Annotated in this window: 14 protein-coding genes and 2 pseudogenes; 8 read left to right on the top strand and 8 right to left on the bottom strand. The window is 43.0% G+C overall.

The genetic code is table 11. The features are described from left to right. Nucleotides 1–82: 82 nt before the first annotated feature. Together CV014_RS28610 and CV014_RS28615 are read right to left on the bottom strand one after the other, a co-directional pair. Entirely contained in the window at nucleotides 83–574 is a 492-nt protein-coding gene (locus tag CV014_RS28610; RefSeq protein WP_236145109.1) for a Dps family protein, read from the bottom strand. 187 nt (nucleotides 575–761) lie between these two features. Further along, a pseudogene (locus tag CV014_RS28615) lies at nucleotides 762–1,024 on the bottom strand (chromosome partitioning protein ParB). Nucleotides 1,025–1,138: 114 nt separating this feature from the next. Between CV014_RS28615 and CV014_RS28620 the strand changes: the two are divergent. Next, nucleotides 1,139–2,803, top strand: a complete 1,665-nt coding sequence (locus CV014_RS28620; protein WP_442946955.1) for a SpoIID/LytB domain-containing protein — start codon at nucleotides 1,139–1,141, stop codon at nucleotides 2,801–2,803. Nucleotides 2,804–3,075: 272 nt separating this feature from the next. On the opposite strand, the gene CV014_RS28625 is transcribed toward CV014_RS28620, so the two are convergent. Continuing rightward, on the bottom strand, nucleotides 3,076–3,375 hold the full coding sequence (locus CV014_RS28625) for a ferredoxin (protein WP_236145110.1): 300 nt from the start codon (nucleotides 3,373–3,375) through the stop codon (nucleotides 3,076–3,078). Between the two features lie 345 nt (nucleotides 3,376–3,720). On the opposite strand from CV014_RS28625, the gene CV014_RS28630 reads away from it, so the two are divergent. Then, nucleotides 3,721–4,737: a Gfo/Idh/MocA family protein gene (locus tag CV014_RS28630; RefSeq protein ID WP_236145111.1), complete on the top strand. Its 1,017-nt coding sequence runs from the start codon at nucleotides 3,721–3,723 to the stop codon at nucleotides 4,735–4,737. Beyond that, the gene (map, locus tag CV014_RS28635) at nucleotides 4,734–5,495 is read left to right on the top strand and encodes a type I methionyl aminopeptidase (protein ID WP_236145112.1); all 762 of its coding nucleotides are present in this window, start codon (nucleotides 4,734–4,736) and stop codon (nucleotides 5,493–5,495) included. The genes CV014_RS28630 and map overlap by 4 nt, the downstream gene beginning before the upstream one ends. Nucleotides 5,496–5,515: 20 nt before the next feature. On the opposite strand, the gene CV014_RS28640 is transcribed toward map, so the two are convergent. Beyond that, complete coding sequence (locus CV014_RS28640) at nucleotides 5,516–5,662, bottom strand: hypothetical protein (RefSeq protein WP_236145113.1); 147 nt, start codon at nucleotides 5,660–5,662, stop codon at nucleotides 5,516–5,518. Between the two features lie 64 nt (nucleotides 5,663–5,726). Between CV014_RS28640 and CV014_RS28645 the strand changes: the two genes are divergently transcribed. The 3 genes from CV014_RS28645 (at nucleotide 5,727) to CV014_RS28655 (ending at nucleotide 8,382) form a co-directional block, all read left to right on the top strand. Then, nucleotides 5,727–6,374 (top strand): histidine phosphatase family protein, encoded by a 648-nt coding sequence (locus tag CV014_RS28645; RefSeq protein WP_103136490.1) that lies wholly within the window; start codon nucleotides 5,727–5,729, stop codon nucleotides 6,372–6,374. 269 nt (nucleotides 6,375–6,643) lie between these two features. After that, the gene (locus CV014_RS28650; RefSeq protein WP_236145114.1) at nucleotides 6,644–7,669 is read left to right on the top strand and encodes a glucokinase; all 1,026 of its coding nucleotides are present in this window, start codon (nucleotides 6,644–6,646) and stop codon (nucleotides 7,667–7,669) included. A 44-nt stretch (nucleotides 7,670–7,713) separates the two neighbouring features. Then, the gene (locus CV014_RS28655; RefSeq protein WP_236145115.1) at nucleotides 7,714–8,382 is read left to right on the top strand and encodes a hypothetical protein; all 669 of its coding nucleotides are present in this window, start codon (nucleotides 7,714–7,716) and stop codon (nucleotides 8,380–8,382) included. On the opposite strand, the gene CV014_RS28660 is transcribed toward CV014_RS28655, so the two are convergent. Next, on the bottom strand, nucleotides 8,361–8,585 hold the full coding sequence (locus CV014_RS28660) for a hypothetical protein (protein ID WP_236145116.1): 225 nt from the start codon (nucleotides 8,583–8,585) through the stop codon (nucleotides 8,361–8,363). The genes CV014_RS28655 and CV014_RS28660 overlap by 22 nt on opposite strands. A gap of 137 nt (nucleotides 8,586–8,722) precedes the next feature. Here CV014_RS28660 and CV014_RS28665 point away from each other — a divergent pair, with 137 nt between their 5' ends. Continuing rightward, nucleotides 8,723–9,901 (top strand): phosphoserine transaminase, encoded by a 1,179-nt coding sequence (locus tag CV014_RS28665; protein ID WP_236145117.1) that lies wholly within the window; start codon nucleotides 8,723–8,725, stop codon nucleotides 9,899–9,901. A gap of 110 nt (nucleotides 9,902–10,011) precedes the next feature. Here CV014_RS28665 and CV014_RS28670 read toward each other — a convergent pair whose 3' ends face one another. Further along, a complete protein-coding gene (locus CV014_RS28670; RefSeq protein ID WP_236145118.1) occupies nucleotides 10,012–10,662 on the bottom strand; it encodes an SAM-dependent methyltransferase in 651 nt (216 codons plus the stop codon). Nucleotides 10,663–10,692: 30 nt separating this feature from the next. Here CV014_RS28670 and CV014_RS28675 point away from each other — a divergent pair, with 30 nt between their 5' ends. After that, the gene (locus CV014_RS28675) at nucleotides 10,693–10,977 is read left to right on the top strand and encodes a hypothetical protein (protein ID WP_236145119.1); all 285 of its coding nucleotides are present in this window, start codon (nucleotides 10,693–10,695) and stop codon (nucleotides 10,975–10,977) included. Here CV014_RS28675 and CV014_RS28680 read toward each other — a convergent pair. Both CV014_RS28680 and CV014_RS28685 read right to left on the bottom strand, forming a co-directional pair. After that, nucleotides 10,942–12,300 carry an APC family permease gene (locus tag CV014_RS28680; RefSeq protein ID WP_236145120.1) on the bottom strand — a complete coding sequence of 453 codons (1,359 nt, stop codon included), beginning with the start codon at nucleotides 12,298–12,300 and terminating at the stop codon, nucleotides 10,942–10,944. The genes CV014_RS28675 and CV014_RS28680 overlap by 36 nt on opposite strands. Before the next feature lie 568 nt (nucleotides 12,301–12,868). Then, nucleotides 12,869–13,472 (bottom strand): annotated as a pseudogene (locus CV014_RS28685) (hypothetical protein). Nucleotides 13,473–13,519: the final 47 nt, after the last annotated feature.

Here is a 13,519-nt window from a genome sequence, read left to right on the forward strand (position 1 = left end):
CGGGTACTAGGGATCGGGGATTGGAAAAGACAATAAAAAAATTCTACCTTTTTCCCAATGCCCAGTCCCCAGTCCCCAGTCCCTACTCTTCCAACAAACTTCTCAACATCCAAGCAGTTTTTTCATGCACTTGCATCCGTTGAGTCAACAAGTCGGCTGTAGGTTCGTCGTTAACTTCATCCACCACAGGAAAAATTGAACGCGCAGTTCTCACTACGGCTTCTTGTCCTTCCACTAGGAGCTTAATCATATCAGTGGCTTTAGGTACACCAGGAGTTTCCGGTATAGAACTGAGCTTGGCGTATTCACTATAAGTTCCAGGTGCGGGATAACCCAAAGCCCTGATTCTTTCAGCAATTAAATCCACTGCCAAAGCTAACTCTGTATACTGAGTCTCAAACATTAAATGTAATGTTTGGAACATTGGCCCTGTAACATTCCAATGGAAATTATGAGTTTTGAGATACAGTGTATAGGTGTCGGCTAATAATCGAGACAAACCTTCCGCAATCTTAGCTCTATTGGCATCATCAATACCGATATTGATATTTTTAATTGTTGTTCCAGAGGACATGAATTTTCTCCTATTTGAGTAATTATGGATTAGGGCATTGAGAATTGAGAATGGGCATGGGGCATGGGGCATTGGGCATCGGGTATGAAATAAAGATTACCGGATCAAAGTTAAATTCAGCATATTAATACTGTTCTTTCCCCAATCCCCAATCCCCAATCCCCAGTCCCCATTCCCCATTCCCCATTTACGCCAGGTGCATTTTCAAAACACTACGGGGTGCTTTCCGAACTCTCGCTAAAATTGTTTCTTTTCCTAAACGTTGGCAGGCTTCATACCGATGACAACCAGAAAAGCCATAATATTGTCCATCTACCTCTAAAACATCTATGGGTTCTTGCTGTCCAATCGCCGCAATTGATTCCATTAAGGCTTGTACTTTGTTGGGATCGTTGCCACGGGCAAAGGGCGATGAATTTGATTTAATGGAATTTCTTGTATCCTAACCATGAGGAGTTGACCCACTAAATTCTGTTTCGTATCTCTAAATAAATCATACTCATTATGACTTCGTTTTGCAAGTAGTGCAGAAGCAAAACCGATAAGGGTATTATGGAATCGCCCATGCGACAAAAACACCACGCCACAAAGCCAATGTCAAAACTGCTGCCAAGCAGGGATGTAAAGAATCGGAGAACCAGAAGACGTACCTTCTGGCGTTTTTCCTTGACTGTGCTGATGACTTTTAGTTTGTTGGGATTAACGGGCGCGTCAGGTACTCAAGACAAAGTTAAGGACTTAGATTTGAGCGTTGGGATCGTACAGAGATTTGGTGCAGAACCAACGGACAAACTGCAATTAGAAGCCACAAAAGACGATCGCTTACAACTGAAATTTTTAGATGGTGATAAAAATCGTACTGTCATGACAACCAAACCAGTCCAACTGGAAGTCGTCATGCAGCAATTACCCAGTCCAGCGATCGCAGAGGTAGTAGTTTTAGGAACATACCGCACTTTTGAAACGGCAGAGGATAGTGCCAACCAATGGCGAAAGCAGGGAATTGAAGTAGAAATTGCCCAGCCAGAACGTTGGCAAGTCTGGGCTAAACGAGATGTGTATAACACTCCCTTATTGCGACGCTTGTTATTTCAGGGAATAAAATCTCAGGGGAATCAACTGGCATATTTAGATACTCAAGTTGCTGCCAAGGTACCCCAAGTCAATTGGGTAGTCAACGGAGAAAGCTACCGACTCAAAAATGTAGAGATTAGCACAGCCAAAAATCTAATTCGGGTGAAAACTGGTGAAAAACTAGATACGACTCGTGTTTACGCTGGGAAGATTCATTTTCAACCCAATGCCTATGGTACATACACTCTAGTTAATCAAGTACCCTTAGAAATTTACCTGCGTGGTGTAGTTCCCCACGAAATTGGCACTGATGCACCAAAAGCAGCAATGGAAGCCCAAGCAATTTTAGCTCGGACTTACGCTTTAAGAAATCTCCGCAGATTTGCCGTAGATAATTATGAATTATGCGCTAGTACCCACTGTCAAGTTTATTATGGGCTAACAGGAGCGACCAACAAAACCGATCAGGCGATCGCCGCTACTAAAGGGATGGTGTTAACCTATAAAAATCAGCTAGTAGATGCCCTCTATTCTTCTACTACTGGCGGTGTGACAGCTTACTTTAGCGATGTCTGGAATGGTGAAGATCGTCCTTACTTGCGTCCGGTTGTCGATACACCGACAAATTTATGGGACTTATCCAAGCAAAATCTCGCCGACGAACAAAACTTCCAGAAATTTATTAGCCTCAAGCAAGGGTTTAACGAAAGCACATGGGATGTATTTCGCTGGTACAAAGAATCGTCATTAGACAGAATCATCCCAGACTTACAAAAATTCCTGCAAGCTAAAAATAGCCCTTACGCCGCATTTAAAACTATTGACGCTATGTCTATAACCAAGCGCAGCCGCAGTGGGCGAATTCTGGAACTGGCAGTGAAAACAGATATTGGTACTTTTACTCTCCACAAAGATGAAGTGCGGAGTGCCTTTGCTGCACCTAGAAGTACCCTATTTTACATAGTACCACTCAATAAAGGTGAACCAGAATTGTGGGGTTATGCTTTTGTAGGTGGTGGATTAGGACACGGAGTGGGTTTGAGTCAGACAGGAGCGCAAAATTTAGCCAAGTTAGGCTGGAATAACGAGAAAATTTTGCAGTTTTATTACCCTGGAACAGAACTTAAACCACTTAGCCCAGAAATCAAGTTTTAATGAAAGGAGAAGAAAGACAAGCTTTCCCAGAGACTATGGGTGAATTAATCCTAATAGGGAGTCAGAATTTCAGAATAATGATCTGCGATCGGCTAGAGCATTTTATATTTATGGTGAATCGCTGTTAATTAGCGAAGTCAACAACAAGTTTTCTGATTAGCAACAGACTTCATCCTCACAGGGGGTGGAGTCATTTCATAGCGATAGCCAACTCGCAGGCTATTCTGAATACAAGATTCTGACCCCTTTGATAATTCTTAAATATCTAACTCTTAGTAGAGTTCTTCTTCTCTGTGAGTTTGGATGGTGACATCAGAGGTAGGATACGCAACACAAGTCAGTACATATCCAGCTTGGATTTGATCATCATCCAAGAAAGATTGATCAGATTGGTCTATGCTACCAGAAATTAACTTACCTGCACAGGTGGAACAAGCACCAGCGCGGCAAGAGTAGGGCAAATCAAGACCTGCTTCTTCAGCAGCATCTAGAATATAAGTATCGTCGTCAACATCAATTGTTTGGTTGAGACCTTCAGCTTCATTGATCAATGTAACTTTGTAAGTTGCCATTTTAGTATTCCTCTCTTGTGCGAACGGCAGTATTAAATTTATGCCAAAGCAACATTGACAGCTTTTCTGATGTAAATAAGCTGTTGTTTAAAATTTGCTTCAATTCTGATACTACGGGAAAATTTAAAGTATGTAACCAGAAATCACACACGATTAGTAATGAGATTTAGTTAGTAGATAACAATAAGTTTTGTTTATATCTTGCGGAATGCAATATATCTAGTAATAGGGAACAGGGAACAGGGAACAGGGAATAGGGAACCGTTTTTCTCTTCTCCTACCTTGTCTACCTTGTCTTCCCCTGCCCCCTGCCCTCTTCCTCCTTCCCAGCTACCCCTAGATTTTATGTATAATGCAAAGGCAGCTTTGGGAAAAGCAAAAGTGCGTGTGGGTTTAGTTGGTACAGGATATGCAGCAAAATTACGAGCAGAGGCTCTACTGCAAGATCAACGTTCAGATTTAGTTGCAGTTGCGGGAAATACTCTAGAAAGAACGCAAACCTTTGCTAAAGACTACCAAACAGAGGCGATCGCCTCTTGGCAAGATTTGGTAAAACGAGAAGATATAGAGCTGGTAGTCATCTCTACAATTAATAGTGAGCATGGGGCGATCGCTCGTGCGGCACTTCTAGCAGGTAAACACGTAGTTGTAGAATATCCCTTGGCCATTGATTTGGCTGAAGCTGAAGAATTGCTGGCTTTGGCAAAAACGCAAAAAAAATTACTCCACGTTGAACATATTGAGCTTTTAGGCGGACTGCATCAAGCCTTAAAGCACAATATAGACAAAGTAGGGCATTTATTCTACGTCCGCTATAGTACGATTAATCCCCAAAACCCAGCTCCCCGCAAATGGACATATAATCACAATCAGTTTGGGTTTCCTTTAATTGGCGCGCTATCTCGTCTACATCGGCTGACAGATTTATTTGGTGAGGTTTTTTCTGTTAACTCTCATCAAAGATTTTGGGAAATAGAATCAGACTATTACCAAACGTGCTTTTGTATGACACAAATTTGCTTTCAGAGTGGTTTATTAGCTCAAATAATTTACGGCAAAGGTGAAACTTTGTGGCAGTATGAACGTAAATTTGAGGTTCATGGCGAAAATGGCGGTTTAATTTTTGATGGGGATACAGGATTATTTGTTCAAGGCGGAGAAACTACACCCATAGAAGTAGGAACTCGTCGGGGTTTGTTTGCCAAAGATACGAAAATGGTGTTAGACCATTTATTTGACGGTACACCTTTGTACGTCACTCCAGAGGAAAGTTTGTATACCCTCAAAGTGGCTGATGCTGCAAAAAGAGCCGCAGAAACTGGCTTAACTATATTTCTTACAAATCAATCAAGTACAAAATGAAAACAGAGATAATCGTTATTTTATCCCAAAGAGAAATAGAAAAAATGCGCCAGGCAGGAAGCTTGGCTGCTCAACTCTTGCAGCATTTAGAGCCATTGGTCAAACCAGGAGTTACCACCCTAGAACTCAACGACGAAGCCGAACGGTGGACGCAAGCACACGGAGCAAAAAGCGCGCCTTTGGGCTATAAAGGCTTTCCTAAATCAATTTGCACCAGTGTTAATGAAGTCATTTGTCATGGTATTCCCAATGCCAAGCAGGTTCTTAAAGAAGGTGACATCATTAACATCGATGTGACACCGATTGTAGATGGCTATCACGGTGATACATCGAAAACTTTTATTGTTGGTAGTGCATCTCCCAAAACACAGAAACTAGTGGAAGTGACAGAAAAGTGTCTGCATTTAGGGATTGCAGAAGTCAAACCAGGGGCGCGCATTGGTGACATTGGCGCAGCGATTCAAGAGTACGCTGAGGGAGAGGGCTTTTCTGTAGTACGTGATTTTGTCGGACATGGTATCAGCCATATTTTCCACACAGCACCGGATGTTCCCCATTATGGTGTCAGAGATAAAGGTAAACGCCTGCGTCCTGGGATGGTATTTACCATTGAGCCGATGATTAATGAAGGTACTTACGAAGTCGAAATGCTCAACGACGGTTGGACAGCTGTCACACGCGATCGCAAATTATCAGCCCAATTTGAGCATACAGTAGCTGTCACAGAAGATGGCGTAGAAATTCTGACTTTACCTTGATAGTCATTAGTCATTAGTCATTAGTCATTAGTTCTTCTCCCCTGCTCCCTGCTCCTTTTCCCCAATCCCCAGTCCCCAGTCCCCAGTCCCCAATCCCCAATCCCCAATCCCCAATCCAAATAAATATTACAAAAAGTTACAAAATTTATCTTATATTGAGTTTGCACCTGTATTTTCAGGTGTCTATTTTGATGTAGATGCGGATTAATTTCGCCTTAATTTATAAAACCCATGACTCAAATAGTTTGGATCGCAAGACACGCTAACCGTCTTGACTTTGTAAACCCCGATTGGTTTCTCACCGCAGAACGACGCTACGATCCACCCCTGTCTGAAGATGGTTTTGTACAAGCCAAGCAGCTAGCGAGGCGATTAAAAAACGAAAATATCTCTCATATTTTTGCTTCTCCGTTTCTCCGAACGGTGCAAACTGCTAATGCTGTAGCAGAAGCTTTAGACTTGCCTATTAAACTAGAGACAGGGTTGAGTGAATGGCTAAATCCGGCTTGGATGACAGAAGAACCCGAAAGGCTTTCAATATCAGCCCTTGTAGAATTATTTCCCAGAATTGACACTAGTTACACACCGCGCATTGCAGCCAAGTATCCTGAAACTCATGAACAGGTACGCGCCCGTTCAGGACAAACAGCCAGATGTTTAGCAACAGAGTTCTTCCCAGATGATATTTTGCTAGTAGCACATGGTGCTTCTGTATTAGGGGGCGCAATGGGGTTAGTCGGGGAGATTGCCAAAAGTGAAGTTAAAGCCTCCTTATGTTCTCTAGTCAAAGTCGTGCGTCAAGAACCTGAATGGTTGTTAGAACTTAAAGGAGACACCAGCCATTTAACTCAGGTAGAGGAAGTTATCCGCTTTGCTTAGGTTGGGGATTGGGGACTGGGGACACTTCGACAAGCTCAGTGCATCGCTGGGGATTGGGGACTGGGGAGACAAGGGAGACAAGGCAGAATTTATTTCTTGACTCACTACCGGCTAAACACTGCGCTACCGCTAACAGCACGGGCTAAAGCCCCGCTTCCGCTAACAGCACTTATCACTCACTACTAACTTACTGATTTATGACTTAACAGCACTCATTACTCAGCACTCAGCACTCACCCACTCAGCACTCACTACTCACTTACTGATTTATGACTTTACTATTAGCAGGAGATATTGGCGGGACTAAGACTATTTTGCGTTTGGTGGAAATATCAGACGCATCTGAGTTACAGACTATTCATGAGGAAATTTACCGCAGTGGGGATTTTCCTGATTTGGTACCGATGGTGCAGCAATTTTTACTCAAGGCTAATGCAGGTACACCGGAAAAGGCTTGTTTTGCGATCGCTGGCCCTGTGGTTAACAATACCGCTAAACTCACTAATCTAGCTTGGTTCTTAGATACAGAACGCCTCGCACAAGAATTGAGTATTCCTCTCATTTCTCTAATTAATGATTTTGCGGCTGTTGGTTATGGTATTTTTGGCTTGAGTAAACAAGATTTGCTGACTTTGCAAGTAGGTAAACACCAACAAGAAGCACCGATTGCGATTATTGGGGCTGGTACTGGTTTAGGACAAGGATTTTTAATTAAACAGGGTAATTACTATCAAGTCTTTCCGTCAGAAGGGGGACACGCTGATTTTGCCCCGCGTAATGAGTTAGAGTTTCAATTATTAAAATATCTGCTGGATAAACATGATATTCAGCGTGTGTCTGTGGAAAGGGTGGTATCTGGACAGGGGGTTGTGGCGATTTATCAATTTTTGCGCGATCGCTATCAAACCACCGAATCCCCAGAAATCGCCCAAATTGTTCGTACCTGGGAACAACAAGCCGGACAATCAGAAAAAACAGTTGATCCTGGTGCAGCCATTGGTAAAGCAGCAATACAAGGAAGCGATCGCCTCTGTCAACAAACTTTGCAAATATTTATCGATGCTTACGGCGCAGAAGCCGGAAATCTCGCCCTCAAACTCTTGCCCTACGGTGGTTTGTACATTGCTGGTGGGATTGCCTCTAAAATCTTACCTTTGATACACAACGGCAATTTCCTCTTGAATTTCACCCAAAAAGGCAGAATGCGTTCCTTGTTAGAAGAAATACCAGTGCATATCATTCTCAATCCACAAGTTGGACTAATAGGTGCTGCTTTGTGTGCTGCTAGGTTATAACAGCTACATCATCAGTGTATTAGCATCTATAGAATGCCAAAACCATGACACTTAGAGTTTTGTTCTCATTCTTAGCCGCCACCTTAATTTGTGGCGGATCTGTCATTGTAGACGCAAGCCAGCCCAAACGCCCGACTATATCAGCCAAAAAAGTAGCAGTAGCACGCAAAAAAACCACTGTTGCACCTGCTAAAACTTCCGTTTTACTGAAAAAAACCACTACTACCCAACCAGTACAACCCCAGTGGAAGCCATTCACATCCCCAGATGGACGTTTTACCGTATTAATGCCAGGAATTCCCAAACAGGAATCCCAAACCCAAAAAACGCACATGGGGGAAATCGACTTACAAATATTTGCGGCTCAACCACCTAAGCAAGAAGTAGCCTATCTAGTTGTATACAATGATTTTCCTCATAGTTATGCCCAAATTAATAATCCCCAAGAAATATTGAATGATGTGCAAGCGATGGCGTTAAAAACTACTCAAAGTAATTTGCTCAATCATCGCAATATTCGTAGTTCTAATGGTCATCCCGGCAGAGAATTCGCCTATATTAACGCAGGGGGTAAAATTACCAGAACTAGAATTTATCTAGCAGAAGGGCGTTTATATCAAGTAATGGCAATAACTACCAAAAAGCAACAAAGGAATTTATCTAAAACAATTACAGGATACCTCAACTCTTTTCAGATAGTTCTGAAAAAGTAAGTGTACGCCGTGTGAGACTTTCGCTTTGAGTGGTGAGTGCTGAGTGGGTGAGTGCTGAGTAATGAGTGCTGAGTGGTGTTAGCGGAAGCGGGGCGTTTAGCCAGTAGTGAGTCAAGAAATAAATTCTGCCTTGTCTCCCTTGTCTCCCTTGTCCCCAATCCCCAATCCCCAGCGAAGCACTGAGCTTGTCGAAGTGTCCCCAATCCCCAATCCCAATGAAAAGGGGACTGCTTCCTTACTTCGTGGAATCTAGTCCACAAAGTTTGCAACAATACCCCAGATATCCGGTAATGTAGTATCTACATCATTACTAGCTACTTCATAAGCAACTGCTGCAACCATGTCAGAGTCTCTTACTCCCCCCACAATTAAACCCCAAAATCCCAATTTTTCTTCCGGCCCTTGCGCCAAGCGTCCAGGCTGGTCTGTAACTAATTTGCAAAATGCTTGTTTGGGTCGTTCCCACAGATCAGAAGATGGTAAAGCTAAATTAACTGAAGCAATTGAACGTTCTAAAAAAATTCTCGGTCTACCTGCTGATTATCGCTTGGGTATCGTTCCCGCATCTGATACCGGTGCTGTAGAAATGGCCTTATGGTCACTACTCGGACAGCGACCCCTTGATATCCTGGCTTGGGAAAGTTTCGGTCAGGAATGGGTGAAAGATGTTGTAGATGAATTGAAACTGTCTGATGTTCGTTTAATGAAAGCACCCTATGGCAGTTTACCCAATTTAGAGGAAGTAGATTTTAGCCATGATGTGGTGTTCCTGTGGAATGGGACAACATCTGGTGTGAGAGTTCCCAATGGGGATTGGATTCCCGATGACCGTCAAGGGTTGACCATTTGTGATGCTACATCTGCGGTATTCGCGATGGATATCCCTTGGGAAAAAATCGATGTGCTGACATATTCTTGGCAAAAAGTTTTAGGTGGGGAAGCACAACACGGTGTAGTTGTTCTTTCACCGCGCGCTGTAGAAAGACTGGAAAGTTATCAACCAGCTTGGCCGATTCCCAAAATTTTCCGCCTCACCCAAAAAGGGAAACTCATTGAAGGTGTTTTTAAAGGAGATACCATCAACACACCATCAATGTTGTGTGTAGAAGATGTCATAGATGCTTTAGTTTGGGCAGAAAGTATTGGCGGACTCCCCGGCTTAATTAGTCGCAGTGAAGCGAATTTGGCAGCAATTAGCAAATGGGTGGAACAAAGCAGTTGGGCGGATTTCTTGGCAGAGAAACCAGAAACTCGTTCTTGTACTTCGATTTGCTTAAAAATTGTCGATGCTGGATTTACTAGCCTCAGCACAGAAGACCAAGCGAAATTTGCCAAAAAAATGGCGAAGCTTTTAGAAAAACAACAAATTGCTTATGATATTGCTCCCTATCGTGCTGCACCCCCAGGACTGAGAATTTGGGGAGGTGCTACGGTAGAAACTGCTGATATTGAAGCATTACTTCCTTGGTTAGATTGGGCATATGCTTCTGTAAAAGCTGAATTTGCAGTGGCGGCTTAATTTATGGGTGCAGGGGTGTAGGGGTGTGGGGGTGTAGGGGAAGATAGAAAATATTATGATGTTTTCACTTACGCCCTTAAAACCCTACAACCCTTACCTCTAAATTCGTTCTAGTTGCGTAAATTAGCGGGAATTTGTTCTGGAATCACCCAGTAGTAGATAGTTTTGCCATCTACTTGTAATGTCTTTTCGGGTTTCCAATCTCCCATATCAAAGGCGTGGGAAACTACCCTTGTACCAGGTTTAAGTTCTTTGAAAAGTTTAGGACGTAGTTTGAGGTTGATTTCAGGTAACAGGTAGAGCGTAACTACTGTGGCGTTACTCAAGTCAGTATTAAACAAGTCTTGTTGAATAAACTGTACTTTATCAGTTACTCCGGCTTGCTGGGCATTGGCGTTAGCTTCTTGGATGCGTTCTGGACTAATATCTATACCGATGCCTTTTGTACCGTATTTTTTGGCGGCTGTATTGACAATCCGACCGTCACCACTACCTAAGTCGTACAGCACATCATTTTTATTAACTTGCGCTACTTCTAGCATGGCATCTACTACAGGTTGTGGAGTAGGGACATAGGGAACATCAGCCGGACGTTCTTGAGGTTGTGTCTGAGCTAATGTTTCAGTTTGACCTGTTAATGTGGGTGCAGAAGGCTGTGCTTGTGCGTTTAAATTCTGTTCTGGGGTTGTGCATCCCACAAGACCTACATTAGCAAGACTCACGCTAGCAACAACGAGCAGTAGCATTTTTTGCAACTTCATCAAAATGACCTCCAGTGAAAATTGTGAATTTTGAACAAAAGAGCCGCCAAGAGGCTTCCAGCTAAAAAAAATACAGTCGCTGTGGTGAGCAGGGGGGGCAGGGGCAGGGAGCAGGGGGGCAGGGAGCAGGCTTTTAAGGGTAGGGAGAAAAAGAAATTATTTCACTCAGCACTCATTACTCAGCACTCATTACTCAGCACTCAGCACTCAGCACTCAGCACTCATTACTCAGCACTCAGCACTCAGCACTCATTACTCAGCACTCAGCACTCAGCACTCTCAAGTCTGACGTTGGCGGTAGCGATTCCAAACTAAAAACGGTATCCCTGCTGCTACCACTAACACACCTGCGATCGCTCCCACGTTGGTATAAACTAAGCTGGAGTAAAGCAGGTAGCCACAAGCACTACAAAAGAGTAATGGTGTCAAAGGATAAAATGGCACATGAAAGGGGCGTGTTATCTGTGGTTCTCGGTATCGCAGCACTAGCAAGGAAATGCCAGAAAGTAGGAAAAAGAACCAAAATACAGGCGCGGTGTAATCTACCATTGTTTCAAACCCTTTGCGGGTGAGTGTGCCTAATAAAACTAGTCCCAAGGCGATCGCCGCCTGCACGAGTAACGCAGAGGTAGGAGTGTTGGGGAGTTGTTGCCAACGTCCCATAAAACTAAATAGAGGAAAATCTTTGCCGAGAGCGTAATTAGTCCGCGCCCCAGTGAAAATCGTGGCGTTAATAGCTCCCAAGGTGGAAATTGCAATTAAAAAGCTAATAAACCAAGCTCCGGTTTCTCCTGCTATGGAGCGCATTAAATCGGCGGCGACAGCTTCGGATTGTGCCATGTTGGTTAATCCTAAACCGCGCAGGTAAGCCCAATTGATTAGTAGGTAAATGGCGGTAATTATCCCAATACTCCACAATAGCGATCGCAATATGTTGCGCTTTCTGTTTTGGATTTCTGCGGAAATATACGCCGCTTCGTTCCAACCACCGTAAGATAGCAACACAAACACCATTGCTAGCCCCCAATTACCGGTAGTAGTGGTTTCTAGCGTTACCCCAGAGGCATTTGTGGCAAATAACCCAAACATGACTACTAGTAACAACCCTAAAACTTTGGCTACAGATAGTAAGTTTTGTGTCCATTTACCTTGTCTTAAACCCACCAGATTCAAGGCTGTTAACAGTGCAATGACTCCGGCTGCATATATAGAGGATGAAAATGCACCTAATCGCCACAATTGCGTAGCATAATCACCGAAAACGAAAGCAAGGAGAGTAATAGAACCTGTTTGAATGACTGTGAGTCGCGCCCAAGCAAACAAAAAGGCGAGCGATCGGCCAAATGCCCTTTTAAGATAAAAATAGACCCCACCCACGTCAGGATAGGTTGTTGCTAACTCTGCATAACACAACGCACCGATAATCGATACTAAACCACCAGCTAGCCACAACAGCAATACAGTAATCTCATTTCCAGCTTGACTTGCTACTAATGCAGGAGTTTCAAAAATACCTGCACCAATCACAATACCTACAATTAAAGCCACTGCATCTGGTAATCTTAACAACGGCTTAGGTGTTGCCACATCTGTAGCCTGTACCTCATCCAGTACAATGTTTTCTGTAGGTCTACTCACATTAGCTCCTTACGTTGAGAGTGTCGGGGAACACCACCAGACTTTGCCATAATTCAAAGTCTATGGAGATGAAAAGCAAAGTTTTCATCAAAAAGCCCAAGGTAATTTTTAGGTAATCACTGAATATCAGCACGATTTGTTGGCATTTTTGACATTAAAAGTAAATGGGGCTGAGGATTAGTCTCTTTGGTGTGGGTAAGAGAGGAGTGTTTGATCAGCCCCATATCTTAAATTTTTATAAAAAAATATGACACAGAAATGATAAACACAAAATTAATCACGTTTTTTTTGATGTTTATGATAAGAAATAATCTTTTTATTCCCTGTTTTCTAATTTGTATAATCCACAAGGTAGTTGCCAAAAATCTAGTTTTATCCTTAGTGAAATTCCAGAGTAAATATAACGTATAAAACTCCGGTTTCAAGATTGTTTAATCTAAACCGGAGTTCTTTTTTACAAGTCGCGGAGAGAAGCCGCGAATTAGTTTTATTTTCCCCCTGCCCCCGTTCGGCTGACGCTCACGGCGGAAGCCTGCCCCCTGCCCATATATTTTTAACTAGAAGCCCATTATCTAATTTCCCTAGCTGTACGGGAGACTGTATCAGTTGCGTCTTCAGCTTGTTGCTGAATGTTACGACCAATATCTGCGGCTCCACGCTGAACATTTTTCGCCGCATCTTCAGCAGCATTTTGGGTGTTTTGTTTGAGATTTTCTAACCCACGCTGAGTTCCTTTGACTACACCTCTACGCACTTCTTCTGCTGAACTACCCACATCTTCACCTAAATTTTTGACTCTTTCATCAAAAGGTGTACCTTGGCGATAATTGCGGGCATATTGTTCTGTGCTATCAATACCTTTTTGTTCCACATTTCTTTTAGCCATGTCTCGCAAAGCTTTAGCTTTGGCTTCTGCGGCTTTTTCCTCGGCTCTAGCTCTAGGATCTACATCACTAAAGTTGTTCATTCCACCTTGGGGTGCATTCAGAGGATAGCTTTTTGTGGGGTCATATCTTTCTATATTTGGAGATTGCGCGCTTGGTTGTGGTGGTTGTGCTGCGATAGTTGGACGGTTACAAGCTTGTGCTGTTAACAGGACAATTCCTGCTAAGAAAACTGTCAATACTTTTAGAGGACGCAGACTTTTGAGCCCAATTAATTAATCTTGTCATAGTTTTACTCCTGAGATTTTTGTAAGTTGACAATTTGATGAATAAAA

The sequence above is a fragment of the Nostoc sp. CMAA1605 genome (assembly GCF_021596505.1).
Classification (GTDB): Bacteria; Cyanobacteriota; Cyanobacteriia; order Cyanobacteriales; family Nostocaceae; genus Trichormus.